15 protein-coding genes are annotated in these 17,492 nt (G+C 52.9%); 2 read left to right on the top strand and 13 right to left on the bottom strand.

Features of this window, described 5'->3' with window-relative positions; genetic code table 11:
- Window positions 1–113 precede the first annotated feature (113 nt).
- On the top strand, window positions 114–3,566 hold the full coding sequence (gene mfd / locus H0247_RS11575; RefSeq protein WP_180742663.1) for a transcription-repair coupling factor: 3,453 nt from the start codon (window positions 114–116) through the stop codon (window positions 3,564–3,566).
- A gap of 273 nt (window positions 3,567–3,839) precedes the next feature.
- Window positions 3,840–5,192 carry a molecular chaperone gene (yegD, locus tag H0247_RS11570; protein ID WP_180742795.1) on the top strand — a complete coding sequence of 451 codons (1,353 nt, stop codon included), beginning with the start codon at window positions 3,840–3,842 and terminating at the stop codon, window positions 5,190–5,192.
- Between the two features lie 248 nt (window positions 5,193–5,440).
- Here yegD and H0247_RS11565 read toward each other — a convergent pair whose 3' ends face one another.
- From H0247_RS11565 to mltG, 13 genes are all read right to left on the bottom strand, one after another.
- Window positions 5,441–5,980, bottom strand: a complete 540-nt coding sequence (locus tag H0247_RS11565) for a glycine zipper 2TM domain-containing protein (RefSeq protein ID WP_010297275.1) — start codon at window positions 5,978–5,980, stop codon at window positions 5,441–5,443.
- Window positions 5,981–6,447: 467 nt separating this feature from the next.
- Window positions 6,448–7,752: an NAD(P)/FAD-dependent oxidoreductase gene (locus H0247_RS11560; protein WP_180742662.1), complete on the bottom strand. Its 1,305-nt coding sequence runs from the start codon at window positions 7,750–7,752 to the stop codon at window positions 6,448–6,450.
- Between the two features lie 365 nt (window positions 7,753–8,117).
- Window positions 8,118–8,660 (bottom strand): alpha/beta hydrolase YcfP, encoded by a 543-nt coding sequence (gene ycfP / locus H0247_RS11555; protein WP_180742661.1) that lies wholly within the window; start codon window positions 8,658–8,660, stop codon window positions 8,118–8,120.
- A 28-nt stretch (window positions 8,661–8,688) separates the two neighbouring features.
- Window positions 8,689–9,717 (bottom strand): beta-N-acetylhexosaminidase, encoded by a 1,029-nt coding sequence (nagZ, locus tag H0247_RS11550; RefSeq protein ID WP_180742660.1) that lies wholly within the window; start codon window positions 9,715–9,717, stop codon window positions 8,689–8,691.
- A gap of 63 nt (window positions 9,718–9,780) precedes the next feature.
- Window positions 9,781–10,656, bottom strand: a complete 876-nt coding sequence (thiK, locus tag H0247_RS11545) for a thiamine kinase (RefSeq protein WP_180742659.1) — start codon at window positions 10,654–10,656, stop codon at window positions 9,781–9,783.
- Complete coding sequence (lpoB, locus tag H0247_RS11540; protein ID WP_180742658.1) at window positions 10,637–11,218, bottom strand: penicillin-binding protein activator LpoB; 582 nt, start codon at window positions 11,216–11,218, stop codon at window positions 10,637–10,639. Before lpoB ends, thiK begins: the two co-directional genes overlap by 20 nt.
- A gap of 21 nt (window positions 11,219–11,239) precedes the next feature.
- On the bottom strand, window positions 11,240–11,620 hold the full coding sequence (locus tag H0247_RS11535) for a YcfL family protein (RefSeq protein WP_180742794.1): 381 nt from the start codon (window positions 11,618–11,620) through the stop codon (window positions 11,240–11,242).
- 54 nt (window positions 11,621–11,674) lie between these two features.
- Entirely contained in the window at window positions 11,675–12,025 is a 351-nt protein-coding gene (gene hinT, locus H0247_RS11530; RefSeq protein WP_010276226.1) for a purine nucleoside phosphoramidase, read from the bottom strand.
- Between the two features lie 222 nt (window positions 12,026–12,247).
- Window positions 12,248–13,681 carry a PTS glucose transporter subunit IIBC gene (gene ptsG, locus H0247_RS11525; RefSeq protein WP_180742657.1) on the bottom strand — a complete coding sequence of 478 codons (1,434 nt, stop codon included), beginning with the start codon at window positions 13,679–13,681 and terminating at the stop codon, window positions 12,248–12,250.
- Between the two features lie 318 nt (window positions 13,682–13,999).
- Window positions 14,000–14,794, bottom strand: a complete 795-nt coding sequence (locus tag H0247_RS11520) for a metal-dependent hydrolase (protein ID WP_180742656.1) — start codon at window positions 14,792–14,794, stop codon at window positions 14,000–14,002.
- Between the two features lie 19 nt (window positions 14,795–14,813).
- Window positions 14,814–15,824 (bottom strand): DNA polymerase III subunit delta', encoded by a 1,011-nt coding sequence (holB, locus tag H0247_RS11515; protein ID WP_180742655.1) that lies wholly within the window; start codon window positions 15,822–15,824, stop codon window positions 14,814–14,816.
- Entirely contained in the window at window positions 15,824–16,483 is a 660-nt protein-coding gene (tmk, locus tag H0247_RS11510; protein WP_180742654.1) for a dTMP kinase, read from the bottom strand. The genes holB and tmk overlap by 1 nt, the downstream gene beginning before the upstream one ends.
- Window positions 16,473–17,492: an endolytic transglycosylase MltG gene (mltG, locus tag H0247_RS11505; protein ID WP_180742653.1), complete on the bottom strand. Its 1,020-nt coding sequence runs from the start codon at window positions 17,490–17,492 to the stop codon at window positions 16,473–16,475. Before mltG ends, tmk begins: the two co-directional genes overlap by 11 nt.

Raw genomic sequence — 17,492 nt, 5'->3', positions numbered from 1 at the left:
AAAGTGATCAAGGATAATAAAGGGTAGTACTGCTTTATGGAACCCTAACACCCTCACTCTACGGCTTTTTCTTATTCCTGGCCGGATGCAGGGAGGCGAGACCCGATAATCAGATGATGCCTGAAAATTACCGTTATTCGCTGCCATCAAAAGCCGGTGAGCAGCGCCTGCTGGGCCAGTTAACCGGCGCTGCCTGCGCCGTTGAATGTGCAGAAATTATTGAACGCCACGCTGGGCTGGTGGTACTTATCGCCCCTGATATGCAAAACGCCCTGCGCTTACGCGATGAGATTCAGCAATTTACCGACCAGCACGTCACTACGCTACCTGACTGGGAAACGCTGCCCTACGATAGTTTTTCTCCGCATCAGGAAATTATTTCGACCCGCCTTTCTACCCTGTACCAATTGCCCAACATGACACGCGGCGTTTTGATTCTGCCGGTCAACACGCTGATGCAGCGCGTTTGTCCGCACAGTTTCCTGCACGGCCATGCGCTGGTGTTGAAAAAAAGCCAGCGTCTTTCGCGCGATAAGCTGCGTTCGCAGTTGGAGCAGGCGGGTTACCGCAGTGTCGATCAGGTCATGGAACACGGTGAATATGCCACGCGCGGCGCACTGCTGGATCTGTTCCCAATGGGGAGCGAAGAGCCCTACCGTATTGATTTCTTTGATGATGAGATCGACAGCCTGCGTCTTTTCGATGTGGATACCCAGCGCACGCTGAATGAAGTACCGCACATTAATTTACTGCCTGCCCACGAGTTCCCGACGGATAAAGCCGCCATCGAGCTGTTTCGCAGCCAGTGGCGCGAACAGTTTGAGGTACGGCGCGACGCCGAACACCTTTACCAACAGGTCAGCAAAGGCGTCTGGCCCGCAGGCATCGAATACTGGCAGCCGTTATTCTTCAGTGAACCGCTGCCGTCGCTGTTCAGCTACTTCCCGAACAACACGCTGATCGTCAATACCGGTAATATCGAACAGAGCGCTGAGCGCTTCTGGCAGGATATTCAGCAGCGTTTTGAAAGCCGCCGTGTCGATCCCATGCGTCCGTTGCTGCCGTCAGACTCACTCTGGTTACGGGTAGATGGCCTGTTCACGGAGCTGAAAGCGTGGCCGCGCGTGCAGTTGAGAACGGATACGCTGCCGGAAAAAGCCGCCAACGTGAATCTGGCCTATCTGCCGCTGCCGGAACTGGCGATTCAGCATCAGCAAAAATCCCCGTTAGATGCGCTGCGCCGCTTTATCGAACAGTCCGACGGTCAGGTCATTTTCTCCGTTGAGAGTGAAGGCCGTCGCGAAACGCTCCAGGAACTGCTGGCACGCATCAAACTGAACCCTACGCTCATCAGCACGCTGGAGCAGGCGCAGGAGCGTGGCACTTACCTGATCATCGGTGCCAGCGAGCACGGTTTTATCGACACGCTGCGCCAGCGAGCCTTAATCTGCGAAAGCGACCTACTGGGCGAACGCGTTAGCCGCCGCCGTCAGGATAATCGCCGCACGATCAATACCGATACGCTGATCCGCAATCTGGCGGAACTGCGGCCGGGGCAGCCCGTTGTCCATCTCGAACATGGCGTTGGCCGCTATGCCGGGTTGACCACGTTGGAAGCCGGTGGCATCAAAGCTGAATACCTGATTTTGACCTATTCGGGCGAGGACAAGTTGTATGTCCCCGTTTCCTCACTGCATTTGATCAGCCGCTACGCAGGCGGTGCCGATGAGAATGCGCCGCTGCATAAACTGGGTGGCGATGCGTGGTCGCGCGCGCGGCAAAAAGCAGCAGAAAGAGTGCGCGATGTCGCCGCCGAACTGTTGGATGTTTATGCGCAACGCGCGGCGAAAAGCGGTTTTGCCTTTAAGCATGATAAAACGCAATATCAGCTTTTCTGCGAAAGTTTCCCCTTCGAGACCACACCCGATCAAGCGCAGGCTATCAACGCCGTGTTGAGCGATATGTGCCAGCCGCTGGCGATGGACCGTCTGGTATGTGGCGATGTCGGCTTTGGTAAAACCGAAGTGGCAATGCGCGCCGCGTTTCTGGCGGTTGAAAACCATAAGCAGGTTGCCGTTCTGGTACCGACAACGCTGCTGGCTCAGCAGCATTTTGACAACTTCCGCGATCGCTTTGCCAACTGGCCGGTGAAGATTGAAATGATCTCCCGCTTCCGTAGCGCCCGTGAGCAAACTCAAGTGCTGGAAGAAACGCAGGAAGGCAAAGTCGATATTCTGATCGGTACCCATAAGCTATTGCAGAGCGACGTGCGCTGGCGCGACTTAGGGCTGCTGATTGTGGACGAAGAACACCGCTTCGGCGTGCGTCACAAAGAACGCATCAAAGCAATGCGGGCGAATGTCGATATCCTGACGCTCACCGCCACGCCGATTCCGCGTACGCTCAACATGGCGATGAGCGGGATGCGTGATCTGTCGATTATCGCCACGCCCCCAGCCCGTCGTTTAGCGGTAAAAACATTCGTGCGTGAATATGACAATCTGGTGGTGCGCGAAGCCATCCTGCGTGAAATTCTACGCGGAGGTCAGGTGTATTACCTTTATAACGATGTCGAAAATATCGGAAAAGCCACTCAGCGACTGGCGGAGCTGGTACCGGAAGCGCGCATCGCTATCGGCCACGGCCAGATGCGTGAACGCGAGCTGGAACGGGTCATGAACGATTTCCACCATCAGCGTTTTAACGTGCTGGTGTGTACCACCATCATCGAAACTGGGATCGATATTCCAAGCGCCAACACCATCATCATCGAGCGTGCCGACCACTTCGGTCTGGCGCAGTTGCATCAGTTGCGCGGTCGCGTGGGGCGTTCCCACCATCAGGCTTATGCCTATCTGCTGACGCCAAACCCCAAAACGATGAGCACCGATGCGCAGAAACGTCTGGAAGCGATCGCCTCATTGGAAGACCTCGGTGCCGGTTTTGCACTGGCCACGCACGATCTGGAAATCCGTGGCGCAGGCGAACTGCTCGGAGAAGACCAGAGCGGGCAGATGACCAGCGTCGGTTTTTCACTGTATATGGAACTGCTGGAAAGCGCCGTCGATGCGCTGAAAGCAGGCCGGGAGCCGTCGCTGGAAGATTTGATCAACAGCCAGACCGACGTCGAATTACGCTTGCCTGCCCTGCTGCCCGACGATTTCATTCCCGACGTCAATACGCGACTGTCGCTATACAAACGTATTGCCAGCGCGAAAACCGCCGACGAACTGGATGAATTGAAGGTCGAACTGATCGATCGTTTCGGTCTCCTTCCCGATGCCAGTCGCTATCTGTTGCAGATTGCTGCCCTGCGCCAGCAGGCACAGGCACTGGGTATTCGCCGTATTGAAGGCAATGAGAAAGGTGGATTTATCGAATTCAGTGAGCAAAATCGCGTTGATCCGTCTCACCTCATCGGTCTGTTACAGCGCGATCCGGGCACCTACCGCCTTGATGGCCCAACTCGCCTGAAATTCATGAAGGATTTGAGCGATCGCCCAAAACGCATTGAATTTATCGGTTCACTGCTGGGGAACATGGCGCAACATACGCTGGCGGCGTAAGCCGTTTTCACGATAAAAACGGGAATCTTCGGGTTCCCGTGAGGTTGCTAACAAAATCCGTAGAGCGGGAATAACGGATAGATCGTAAAGATGCTGTACACACATCCCTGTGCGCTCGAATTGCGCCATCCGCCTTTACAAGCACCGTCGTAACGCAGTAAAGTCGCCACCTTTTTTTATGGCCTGCCATCCTTGGCGGCCACCCTTCTGGGCCGTCGCAGGTGCGACGTTAAAAATTTCTCCCGAAAATTTTTTATGGCATGGGGCACGACGATGTTTATCGGTTTTGACTACGGCACGGCGAACTGTTCCGTGGCAGTGATGGATTCAGGTACACCACGGCTCCTGGCGCTGGAAAAGGATTCGCCCTATCTTTCCTCTCTGCTATGCGCACCTGTGCGTGAAGCCGTCAGCGAGTGGTTATGGCGGCACCATCAGGTCAACGCAGAGGGCGAGAACGCGCTGCTGCTCAAGCGCGCCATCAGCTACAACCGTGAAGAAGATATTCGCGTGCAGCCTGATAGCGTGAAGTTCGGGCGCGAGGCGTTACGCCACTATATGGATGACCCGGAAGAGACCTGGTTCGTCAAATCGCCGAAGTCCTTCCTCGGTGCCATCGGCCTGAAAGCGCAGCAGATTGCGCTGTTTGAAGATCTGGTTTGCGCCATGATGCTGCATATCCGCACGCAGGCAGAAAGCCAGCTTGACCAACCTATTCGTCAGGCGGTGATTGGTCGTCCGATTAACTTTCAGAGTATCGGCGGGGAAGACGCTAACCAGCAGGCGCAAGGGATTTTAGATCGCGCGGCACATCGCGCCGGATTTGAAGACGTTGTCTTTCAGTTTGAACCCGTCGCCGCTGGGCTGGATTTCGAATCCACACTAACGAAAGAAACACGCGTGCTGGTCGTGGATATCGGCGGCGGAACCACCGACTGCTCCATGCTGCTGATGGGCCCAGAATGGCATAAGCAGCAAGAACGTTCGCAAAGCCTGTTAGGACACAGCGGCTGCCGCGTTGGCGGTAACGATCTGGACATCATGCTCGCGTTCAAACAGTTGATGCCGCTGCTTGGCATGAATAGCGAGACAGAAAAAGGCATCGCTCTGCCGATCATGACCTGGTGGAATGCGGTCGCGATTAACGATATTCCGGCGCAAAAAGAGTTTCATAGCACCGCCAGCCGCGCGTTAATCAACGAAATGATCCGCGATGCACGCCAGCCTGAGCAGGTAAAAAGGCTGCTGACCGTCTGGCAACAGCGCCTGAGCTACCGTCTGATTCAGGTGGCGGAAGAGAGCAAAATTGCGCTGTCCAATCAAGCGGAAACGACAGCCGATTTACACTTTATCGAATCGGGTCTGGCAACGCGCATTCATGCGGATGAGCTCAATACCGCAATCGATAATCCTCTGAGCCGCATTCAGCAGCAGGTAACGCTGGCGTTAGAAACCAGCCAAACTCGCCCGGAAGTGATCTACCTGACTGGCGGTAGCGCCCGCTCTCCTCTGCTGCGTCAGGCTATTCAACAACTGCTTCCAGATATTCCTATCGCCAGCGGTAACGACTTTGGTTCCGTTACCGCCGGTCTGGCGCGCTGGGCAGAGATCATTTTTCGTGGCTAAGCCAGAGAAAAGTTGTGCTTCATAAGATAACGGTGTCACCGATTATCGTGGCGTGATCAACAGCCCAGATAACGCAGGAGCTTTGGCTGGCTGGAGGATGCGCTACAGTCGCCTTACTGTTATCCCTGAGCATGACGCAGGTCGGTCACAGCACGATCGATTCATGAAAAAAACCGCGAGCACCTTCTTCAGGTGGCTCGCGGTTTTTAGAGATGGTGTCAGCGCAAAAATGTGGACGTCAGGGCAAATTAGCTCTGCTGATTCAGGATTAATTGCCCGTTTCGGTCTACTGGAATTTGTGTACCAGGATCGCGATCCATGCGGATTTTACCCTGCTGGTCGCCGATTTTATAAGTGACATCATAACCCAGAACTTTTTGTGATTTGTCGTACACCGTCTGACAGCGCTGTTGCTGCGTCGTGTACGTATCATTTTCCTGCATGCCGCTTTGTACACGGTTACCGGCATAACCACCTGCCAACGCTCCCGCGACCGTCGCGATATCTTTACCGCGTCCGCCACCAATCTGGTGCCCCAGAACACCACCCGCTACGGCACCCAGTACCGAGCCAGCAATCTGGTTTTCATCCTGTACCGGACGACGATGCGTCACGCTCACGTTACGGCACTCCTGACGAGGCGTTTTGACCGTTTCTTTAATTGGTGTTGCTGTTAGCACCTGTGCAAACTGAGGTTTAGAGGAAAAGACATCCATACTCGCCACCGCCGCCACACCCAATGCCGCAGCCACACCAATACCTACACCCGCTAACATTGATTTGTTCACAGGATACCTCCCGAATCTATTCTCACGCATTCCCCACCTGCAATCCTGCCGTAAATCTTGTTTTACGCCAGCTCACGTTTAACGTGATGAATCCGGTGGTTCCTTCTGAATATCAGCATTCAGAATTTTTGGCGTGCGTGCTACGCCATCTGTAAACAGTGGAAAGTCTGCACAATGTTTCACACTCTCGCAATAAGACTAACTAACCAAAAGTGTCAGATTCGTAACACAAAAGCGTCATTTGGGAATTATCTTAACTGTAATTGGTAATAGGACGATATTTTATACTGTTATTTCAGGGGTTCAGTAACACGGCGAATAGAGGTATGGCTAAGAGACAAAGTCTTGCGGATGCGCTGATGGGGAAGCACGTTTTTTCGAGAGAGCCAAAGCAGGGCGATGAGAAAAACAATACGGGCGCGAACTCACGTTCACACCCGTCTCAGAAAGATGTCAGTCGTTGTGGATTAATGCAATTTGAGGCGCGGGCGAATCACCCGATTGATCCCACCGACCAGCATCATCAGGCCTGTTTTCACATAGCCATGCAGGGCAACCTGATGCATGCGATACAGAGAGATATACACGAAACGTGCAATCCGCCCTTCTACCATTACGGAGCCCCGCATCAGGTTCCCCATCAGGCTGCCAACCGTACTGAATTTAGACAGCGAAACCAACGAGCCGTGGTCTTTATAGACATAAGGTTTCAACGTCTGTCCGTTCAGCAACGCGATGATATTGCTGTGGCAACGTGACGCCATCTGGTGCGCCGCTTGCGCACGGGGAGGTACGAAGCCGCCGCCTTCCTGCGGACAGGAGGCACAGTCGCCGATGGCGAAAATGTTGGGATCGCGTGTCGTTTGTAGCGTCGGTTCAACCACTAACTGGTTAATCCGATTTGTTTCCAGACCGGCAATCTCTTTCATCGCATCCGGTGCTTTGATACCCGCAGCCCAAACCATCAGGTCGGCTTCGATAAATTCACCGTCCTTCGTATTCAGACCGCCACTTTCGGCGCTGGTCACCATGGTTTTCGTCAATACACGAACACCAATATTGTTCAGTTCCTGATGTGCTGCCGCGGAAATACGCGGCGGCAGCGCAGGTAAAATACGCTCACCCGCTTCCACCAGCGTGACGTTCAGCGTTTGGTTATCCAGTCCGTCAAAGCCGTAACTGTGCAACTGTTTCACCGCATTGTGCAGTTCCGCAGACAGTTCGACCCCTGTCGCACCGCCGCCCACAATTGCGATGTTCACGCGCTCTTTTTCATCTTGATTCGCCGTGAATTTCAGAAACAAATTCAGCATTTCATTATGGAAACGGCGGGCTTGTTTCGGGTTATCCAGGAAAATACAGTGATCTTTCACGCCCGGCGTACCGAAGTCATTTGAGGTACTGCCTAATGCCACCACCAGAATGTCATACGGGATACGACGCGCGGCAACCAGCACCTCACCTTGCTCGTCACACACTTCAGCCAGTTGAATCTGCTGCTGCTCGCGGTCGATATCCGTCAGCATGCCCAGTTGGAACTGAAAATAGTGATTACGGGCGTGCGCCAGATAGCTCAGCGCATCCATATCGTCGTCCAGCGAGCCCGTTGCCACTTCATGCAGTAACGGTTTCCACAGGTGGCTATGGTTACGATCCACCAGCGTGATTTCCGCTTTTTTCTTGCGTCCTAACTTGTGGCCTAAACTCGTTGCCAGTTCAAGTCCGCCAGCTCCCCCGCCGACAATGACAATTTTTTTGGTTGATGATGTCAAAATGACCCCCTAAAAATGTGAACCAATGGTTAATAAAGAGTAAAAAATAATATCCTTATATAACATAGGGTTCGCGTAAGTTAAGCCTGATATCTGCAGCAAGAATAGCACGCTAGGTCATTTGGTCATACCAAAATTGATATATATCAATTTATTTTGTTAGGTAGATTTTAGCGAGAAAATTTCATCTTTATTTCAGTGAATTAGCGGAGGTCTGTGTGAAGAGAAAATGCTGAATCGTGCGCATCTGCGCCGCTGGATGAACTAAGGAAAGTAAATAAATTGCGTCATTCCTCCTGTTACCCCTCAAACAAGGGTATCAGAAGGAACGACAGCCGCGATGAACAGTCATCGCTAACGCAGGGTTAACCGAGCGTTTTGAAGGCTTTTATTCGCTGTAAATGGGGGGAGATGCTTTTGAATTTATGCGTCTGAATATCATCCCAGACGATCTCGTAATACGCTCCCAACGTTTGTGCGCTACGCTGGCTGTCGAGCATTTCATCCTGACGGGAGAGCATCACCATACAGCGATCGCGGTTCTTTTCACGAAAGTTCGCCACGCACTTCGTGGCGATATCCAGATACTCTTCTGGGCGATCGATTTTCCCGCCCATGTTTTCCTGCGGAAACAGGTTAGGATTGACGATGACCTGTCGTATGTCACACAGGAAACCTACCCGTTCTGCCCAGAAACCGCCCAACCCCACGCCGCAGATCAGCGGACGATCGTCATCAGACTGCTGAATCGTCTTATCCACCTGCTTTAGCAGGTGTTGCATATCATGACGCGGATGCAACGTGCTGTAGCTAATCAATCGTACATCTTCATCAATAAACTGAAGCTGTAGGACCTTTTCATGGTTGCCGGGGCTGGTCGAGTCAAAACCGTGTAAATAGATAATCATCTTTCATCCTCACCGCAAACTAAGTTACCTATTTCTCGCCATTTTTATGCGCCTGCCAGCGCTCGCTGAGCAATGTGAGCGCCTGATTCGCCTGCTTCCAGCGTGGCGAATCCAGCAGTTCCCGACGAGAAAACGAACCCTGATGATATAAGCGCGTCAGTTGCTCCGCTTTGACCGGGGACAGGTTATCCAGCACGCTAACGGCCCCTTCCCGATGATTGCAAACCAGAATCATGTCACATCCTGCCTGCAAGGCGGCCTGCGCCCGCTCGGGATAACTCCCCATCACAGCGGCACCTTCCATCGAGAGATCGTCAGAGAAAATGATGCCATCAAAACCCAGTTCGTCACGCAGCACCGTTTTGAGCCAATAGGGTGAACCACTGGCTGGACGCGGATCGGCCTCCGTGTAAATCACATGAGCAGGCATGATGGCATCCAACTGCTGGCGCTGAATCAGTTCTTTAAAAATCGACATGTCGTGTGCACGAATCTCCGCAAGCGGACGCGGATCGCGCGGCGTTTCTTTATGTGAATCGGCACTGACCGCACCGTGGCCGGGGAAGTGCTTACCTGTCACTTTCATTCCCGCACTGTGCATACCGCGAATAAAGCTCTGCGCTACCGCCAACGCGATCTCCGGCTGTTCATGAAACGAACGTTCGCCAATCGCTGCGCTCTGGTGGCCGATATCCAGCACCGGTGCAAAGCTAATGTCGATATCCATTGCGATCATTTCTGCCGCCATCAGCCATCCGCCCTCTTCTGCCAGACGCAAGGTTTCTGGTTCGCTATTTAATGCTGCGAAGGCCTGCGCGGCAGGCAGGCGGGTAAAGCCATCGCGAAAACGCTGAACGCGCCCGCCTTCCTGATCCACGGACACCACAAGACGCTCGCGCGACGCCGCGCGGATTTGTCGCACCAGCTCACGCAACTGCGCTGCATCATGAAAATTACGGGTAAACAGGATAACGCCGCCAACCAACGGGTGTTCCAACACTTCACGATCTTCCGCATCCAGCTCATAGCTGGCGACATCTAACATTACCGGACCCACAAAAACCTCATTCTTTAACATGTACTACTGAGTAAAATAACTACGATGACAAAAGCCACATCGTCAGCCTGTCTGTAACCGATGGTATAGCGCGGGAATGTCCGCTAAAAATTCGGAGTTCTTCGTTTGCTGCCAACGTATCTCAAACCACATCAATACCAGATAATCGACCCAAGGGAACCACTGCGTCATCTGTTGCTGAAGGCCGCTCACGGAAAACCCTCGCCGATATCGCTGGTAGCTCTGTAGAAAATGCGTTTGCGCCATACTGTCCATCTGGCTAGCTCGCACAATGAGCGCCAGCTCAAAGGCAATATCGCCATCTGAGGCATATTCCCAGTCAATCAGCATCGTTCCTTGTGGCGTGATCAGCACGTTTTCCGCATGCACATCCAGATGGAGAGGCGCCAGCGCCAAAGGTGTGGGCAATGGTGCTCGCTGAAAATAATGGTGGGCGCGCAGCAGCACGGGCGAACGGCGGCGCGGATCCATCAGTTGCCAGTGCTGAGCGAAAAGCATTTTAAGATCGAGGGGATAGCCGCTACGCGGCAGGCGATGAAGCTGAGACAACGTCCGCGCCACTTCACCATTAGCCAGCATCATCAGGAATTCATCAGACGTAGCAACACGCCCCGGCACCCATTCGACAATGAGCCAGCCGTCGCGCCACAGTAACGGCCGTGGCGCAAGCCCTATCGCGGACATCTGCCGCAGCAGGGCGAACTCTCGCTGGCGATCGACGCCCATTTTCCGCTCGGTTGGCGACTGTCGGCGCGCAAGCCATTCGATGCCCGGCCCACGGATGCGCCAGCTTTTACTACTCAATCCACCAACCAGTTCAAAGCGAATATTCGCTATCTCCACGGCAGGAAAATACATCTGGATCGCCGCTATCAGTTGTTGCTGGATACCTACCTGCTTAATGCTGAACGGCGCCATTACCGGACCACACAATTTCGCCGGTCTGCACCAGCATCAGTTGCATGTCGATCTGTGGCGATTTCACATCACCACTGACGTCGCTGTACAGCACATACTGCGCGCTGACATAGCGCGCTAGGCCAATCGCCTTGCTGCGCGATCCCAGGCTGTCGTCAACCGACAGACCCAGCGTTTGCTTCGCCGCGGCCAACTGCTCACGCGGCACCAGCGTAAACGCCTTGCCGGAAGATAACGCGCTGTACAGCGCGCCTGTCGCTTTCGCGATCGGCAGTGAACCGTTAGTGTTGTTTTTCACGCTATCCACCAGCAGGATGCTGCCCGGTGTGACACCATCGGCTTTCAGCATCTGCGCTACCAGCGGATTAATACTGGCTTCCCAGTTCAACGTCTGGATTTTCGGCGGTTGCGGGACAGACTCCCCCGGCGGCGGCGTTGGCGTAGCTGGCACTTGAGGCTCAACGGGCTCAATCGTCGCAGGCGGTTCAGTCGGTTCCGGTGGGCGGCTGGGGCACCCTGTCAGTACCAATGCCGCCAGTATCACACCTAGATACTTTTTCATACTTTCTCTCTCTGCACACCATTACAAAAACAGATGAAGGCGAACCTGGCGCGCAGTGGGGCTGCTGCGCGTTGAAAACACCGTCATTTCCGTCTGTGGTGGGATTTCAATAGACTGCACGTCCTCAAACGGCAACACGTCCAGCCCGTTTTCATCATACCAATAGAAACGGTAATGCACGGTCACGGCGTGTGAGGCGTCGTTGCTGACAACGGAAGAAGCACGCAGCCGACCCTTTTCTGAATCCAGCGACGGATTGCCCGCCGTAATGCCCGCCGACAGTACAGGAGCATCCAATACCAGCGTTTGCCGTTCATTGATGGTCAATACCTTTGGCGCGCTACAGCCCGCCACCAACCCGACCATCAAACATGCGGACAAAAAAAGCATCGGGTTACGCATGATGTTCTCGCATGAGTTTTTTTTCACATGATTGCCCAACCATGATCATCGAATCTAGTTCGCCAGCAAAGGCCCTAATGCGCGACCACCCAGTAAATGCATATGGATGTGATATACCTCCTGCCCGCCGTGTCGGTTGCAGTTAATGATCAGACGATAGCCGTCCTCGGCAATCCCTTCCTGCTGCGCAATTTTTCCCGCGACCGTTACCATTCGTCCCAGCGCCGCTTCATGTTCTGGCGCCGTATCGTTAACAGTAGGGATCAAGACATTCGGGATAATCAGGATGTGAGTGGGTGTGCGAGGAGCAATGTCACGGAAGGCGGTGACCAGTTCATCTTGATAGACGATATCGGCAGGGATTTCCCGGCGGATGATTTTACTAAAGATGGTTTCTTCAGCCATGATTGATTTCCTTGTTAAAGCTGGCATTGAACGACGTCGTGTAGGCAGTATGAGTGACCTATTCCATTTCTTTCAACCTTCTTCGTCTATTTCTGGTGCGGTTGGTCAAAATACGACACCCAGAAAAATGATCGACACGCCTGTCTTATAACCGAAAATACGCGTTTGTTGCGACCATAAAAAAAGGGGCTTTCGCCCCTTTTACCACTCCCCAACAACACATCAGTGGTTACGGATGTAGTCGTCCATGTCGGTTTTCAGGTTATCGGATTTGGTACCGAAAATAGCCTGAACACCGGAACCTGCAACAACCACACCGGCTGCGCCCAGTTTTTTCAGGCTAGCCTGATCCACTTTAGCCACATCGCCCACGCTGACACGCAAACGGGTGATGCAGGCATCCAGGTTAGTGATGTTCTCTTTACCACCGAATGCCGTTACCAGAGCGGCCGCCATTTCAGTGCTGTCCTGCGAGCTTTGCTCAGATGAGCTATCTTCACGACCCGGCGTTTTCAGATTCAGTTTGGCAATCAGAACGCGGAAGATAGTGTAGTAAATCAGCGCATAGCACAGACCTACAATCGGGAACAGCCACAGTTTGCTGCCGTTGCCGCTCAGCACCACGAAGTCGATCAGGCCGTGAGAGAAGCTTGTACCATCACGCATACCCAACAGGATACAGATTGGGAACGCCAGACCGGCCAGAATCGCATGGATGACATACAGGATCGGCGCAACAAACATGAAGGAGAACTCAATTGGCTCAGTGATCCCCGTCAGGAACGAGGTCAGTGCCGCAGAGATCATGATACCGCCGACTTTCGCACGGTTCTCTGGTTTAGCCGAATGCCAAATAGCAATAGCTGCGGCTGGCAAACCATACATTTTAAACAGGAAGCCACCGGACAATTTACCCGCAGTCGGGTCACCCGCAATATAACGTGGGATATCACCGTGGAAAACCTGACCTGCCGCGTTAGTGAACTCACCGACTTGCATTTGGAAAGGTACGTTCCAGATATGGTGCAGACCAAACGGCACCAGAGAACGTTCAACGACCCCATAGATACCAAATGCTAACATCGGGTTCTCATTCGCCGCCCAATGTGAAAACGTTTGGATCGCGCTACCGATCGGTGGCCATATGAAAGATAGCACTGCACCGGTAACGATCGCCGTCAGGCCGGAAATAATCGGCACGAAGCGTTTACCGGCAAAGAAGCCCAGATATTCAGGCAGTTGGATGCGGTAGAAACGATTAAACATATACGCGGCAATTGCACCGGCAATGATCCCGCCCAGAACGCCGGTATCCGCCAGGTGCTTCGCCGTGATCTCGGCAGCAGGTAGATTAAGAACCAGCGGCGCAATCGCAGCCATGGTTTTCACCATGATGCCATAAGCGACCACCGCCGCCAGTGCGGAAACACCGTCGTTATTGGTGAAGCCCAGGGCAACACCAATAGCAAAAATCAGCGGCATATTAGCAAACACCGAGTCACCGGCTTGTGCCATGACGCTGGAGACAATTTCAGGCAACCAGCTAAAATTGGCCGAACCGACACCCAGCAGAATACCTGCAATAGGGAGTACGGATACGGGCAGCATTAGCGACTTACCTACTTTTTGCAGGTTTGCGAATGCATTCTTGAACATAATTGAGTGTGCTCCTGAGTAATAGTGCTTTTACTTCTGATACTTCATATATAAGCAAAGACGGGGAGGATGGCCTTTGCGAGTTGGGGTGTCTTAGCCCCCTTTAATTTTTACGCAGAGTAAAATAAATAGCGCCCACAATGTTTGATTGCTATCACGTTTCCACAAGCCAACAGGCTTATTTCGAACAGATATTGCACTTTTTTGTGATATATCGCTAAAAAACATGTCCCCCTGAAGAGGAAAAACCTGATCAAGAGGATTATGCAGCGCTATTAATTACACGGATAAAAAAAACTCGGCTATTTTCAGCCACTATTACGCGGCGGTCAACCGAGCTGGATCGATGTGAAACAGGCGGGAAAAGTTTTCTGTTGTGGCGGCAGCAAGGTTTTCCAACGATGTGCCTTTCAGCACGGCGAGATATTCCGCGACATCACGCACATACGCAGGCTGGTTTTCCGTCCCCCGGAATGGAACGGGTGCTAACCAAGGGGAATCCGTTTCAATCAGCATCCGATCCAACGGTACATAACGCGCGACATCACGCAACGCCTCGGCATTACGGAACGTCACGATGCCAGAAAACGAGATATAGAATCCCATATCCAACAGGGCTTTTGCCGTTGGCAAATCTTCGGTACAACAGTGCAGAACACCACTGCATTTCTCCGCCTGTTCCTCACGCAGAATCGCTAACGTATCTTCACGGGCGGCACGCGTATGCACGATGACCGGTTTGTTCAGGTCATTGCCAATACGAATATGTTCGCGAAAAGATTCCTGCTGCTGGGCTTTCGTTTCCTGTTGGTAGAAATAGTCCAGGCCCGTTTCCCCCATCGCCACCACGCGGCTGGCGCTGGCTAACTCACGCAGCTCGGCATAATCATAAGGTACTTCCTGATTAAGCGGATGAACGCCGCAGGAAAACGCCACATTATCGCGTTCGCCAATTAACTCCAGCATGGCGCGATAGCCAGGCAACGTCGTCGCCACCGCCAATAGGAAGCCGACATCGCGACGTTTCGCTTTCTCCAGAACATCGGAGACATCTTTATGCAATGACTGATAATCCAGACCGTCAAGATGACAGTGGGAATCCACTAACAACATGATATTTACTCGATAATAATTAAACAGAAAAAGGATGGCTGTCGCGCCTAACCAATGAGGCAAACGTGCGTTCCCCATCAAGCAGGCGTTCCGTCAGCAATAGCTCACGATTTACCCCCGTGACGGTCAGCAATTTTTGCCGGCAAGACAGCCACTGTTGCAGCTCATACTGCAAATGTGCGGAAGGTTCGCGTGCCAGACGCTCAACCAGTTCGATCTGATCCTGATTCACTAAATGGTCATTCGCACCCTGCTGCCATTTCATAGCATCCAGCAGTAGCGTAGCCAACCAGTGAATACGAACATCCGCATCGTCATGATTTAGCTGTGATATCAATGAGAGCTGATCTCGCGAGGTCAGCGCGGCAGAAAACGCCTGACACAGCGCGCTACGCTGTTTCCAACGCTCTGGCTGCAATAACGCTTCGGCGGCTAGCGGCGCGCCCGATTGCAATCTCAATGCCGTGCGCAATGCCTTGCTGTCATGGCGATGGCGCGCATTCAGCCACAACACGCTCTGCGTTTCATTCGGAACATCCAGATAGTGATACAAACAACGGCTGCGCAACGTCGCCAACAACCGAGCTGGCTCACGACAGCCAAACAAGAAGAAGGTATTCTGCGGCGGCTCTTCCAGCGTTTTCAGCAGCGCATTCGCTGCCGCCTCTGTCAGTTGCTCAGCAGCGGCCAGCCAAATCACTTTTGCTCCGCCCTGTCGGGAGTGTTGATACACTTTCTCAACGACGTCACGCACGGGATCGACACCTAAGCTTTGCTTGCCTTTCTCTGGGCTCAGCACATGCCAGTCTGGATGCGTTCCTGCGGTCATCAGATTACAGGAGTGACACTGGCCGCAGCTTTTCATCCCATCAGGTTGCTGGCAGATCAGCCAGCGACTCAGCGCATAAATCAGCGATTCATCGCCCATGCCCGGCAGCGCATGCAGTAACACCGCATGATGCCCCCTGCCAGCCTGATACTGGCCGATGAGCTGCCGATAGGATGCATTCAGCCACGGATACCAATCCATCAGCGCGGCTCCTGCGCAACAGGCGACAAGCCTTGTTGCTGTAACCACTGCTGTAGCGCTGCCTGAATATCCGCACTGACGGCGTCAATAGACTGTGAAGCATCGATCGTCAGGATACTGTCGTCTTCCGCAGCCAGTTCCTGATAGCGGGAACGGGTACGTTCAAAGAAAGCCAGCGACTCTTGCTCAATTCGATCCAACTCGCCCCGCTGGCGCGCGCGCTGCAAACCGATAGCGGGCGGCAAATCAAGATAGAGCGTCAGATCAGGGCGAAACTCACCCAGCACGGTATCGCGCAGTGAACGCAACAGTTGCTGATCGATCCCACGTCCACCACCCTGATAAGCCTGTGAAGACAAATCGTGACGATCGCCGATAACCCATTGCCCGTTAGCCAGTGCGGGTTTGATGACATTATCCACCAGTTGAACTCTGGCGGCGTACAACATCAACACTTCCGCTTTGTCGGTAACCTTCTCATCGGCTATACCTTGCTTGATAAGCTCACGCAGTTTCTCTGCCAGCGGCGTGCCACCGGGCTCGCGTGTAAACACAACCTCTTTCACGCCATGTGACCGCAGCGTTTCCACCACGATATTACGTGCGGTGGTCTTCCCTGCGCCTTCCAATCCTTCAATGACGATAAATTTACTGTTCATCCCGTTCCTTTAACGCTGAGCGGTATACCCTCACAGCACGATTATGGTCTGCAAGGTTAGTGGTAAAACTGTGTCCGCCTTTTCCATCCGCCACAAAATACAGGTATGACGTTTTAGCTGGGTGTGCTACCGCATCTAATGAGGCTTTTCCCGGCATCGCAATTGGCGTTGGCGGCAAACCAGAAATAATATAGGTATTGTAAGGCGTTGGCGTGTCTAATGCTTTACGGGTTATCACGCCTTTATAGTCATCCCCCATGCCATAAATCACCGTAGGGTCAGTCTGCAAGCGCATCCCAAGCCGTAACCGATTGATAAAAACGGAGGCAACCTGAGTACGTTCTTCATTAATGGCCGTTTCTTTTTCAATGATTGAGGCCATCGTCAACAATTCTTCTGGCGTTTTATACGGCAATCCATCTTCGCGCCCTTTCCATACCTCATCCACCGTTTTTTTCATGCGCTGATGCGCACGCTGCAACAGGGCGATATCGCTCGTACCTGCCGTGTATGAATACGTATCAGGATAAAACCAGCCTTCCGGATTCGGCTTATCTTTGATTTCCAACTGGGTGGCAACATCCTGTTCGGTTTTATCGGCCAATGAATGCTTGATATAAGGTGCTTGTTGCAGCGTGACCAGCCACTCTTTCAAACGTGAGCCTTCGACAAAACGGATAGAAAATTGCGCTTCTTTTCCGCTGGATAGCAGCGCCAGCATCTCGCGCACGGTCATGCCCGAAGTCAAGCGATACGTACCTGCTTTGAATTTTGCCAATTCAGGCTCAATACGCAGCAGCCACGGAAAAAATGTGCCATCGGTAATGACATGCTGATCGAGAAGCAGCGTTTCCAGCCCTTCTCTTCCTGTACCAGCAGGAAGCGTAAAGATAGTTTCCTTTTCGATAGCCAATGGAGAATCAGCAAAACGCTGCATTTTCTGCCATGCGACCAGTAATATCAGCACAATGGCAGTGATAATCAGCAAACCAATTTTCTTTTTCTTCAT

This window comes from Pectobacterium sp. CFBP8739, assembly GCF_013449375.1.
Classification (GTDB): Bacteria; Pseudomonadota; Gammaproteobacteria; order Enterobacterales; family Enterobacteriaceae; genus Pectobacterium.
The sequence above is the reverse complement of the archived record's forward strand: the minus strand, read 5'-3'. Positions and strand labels throughout refer to the sequence as shown.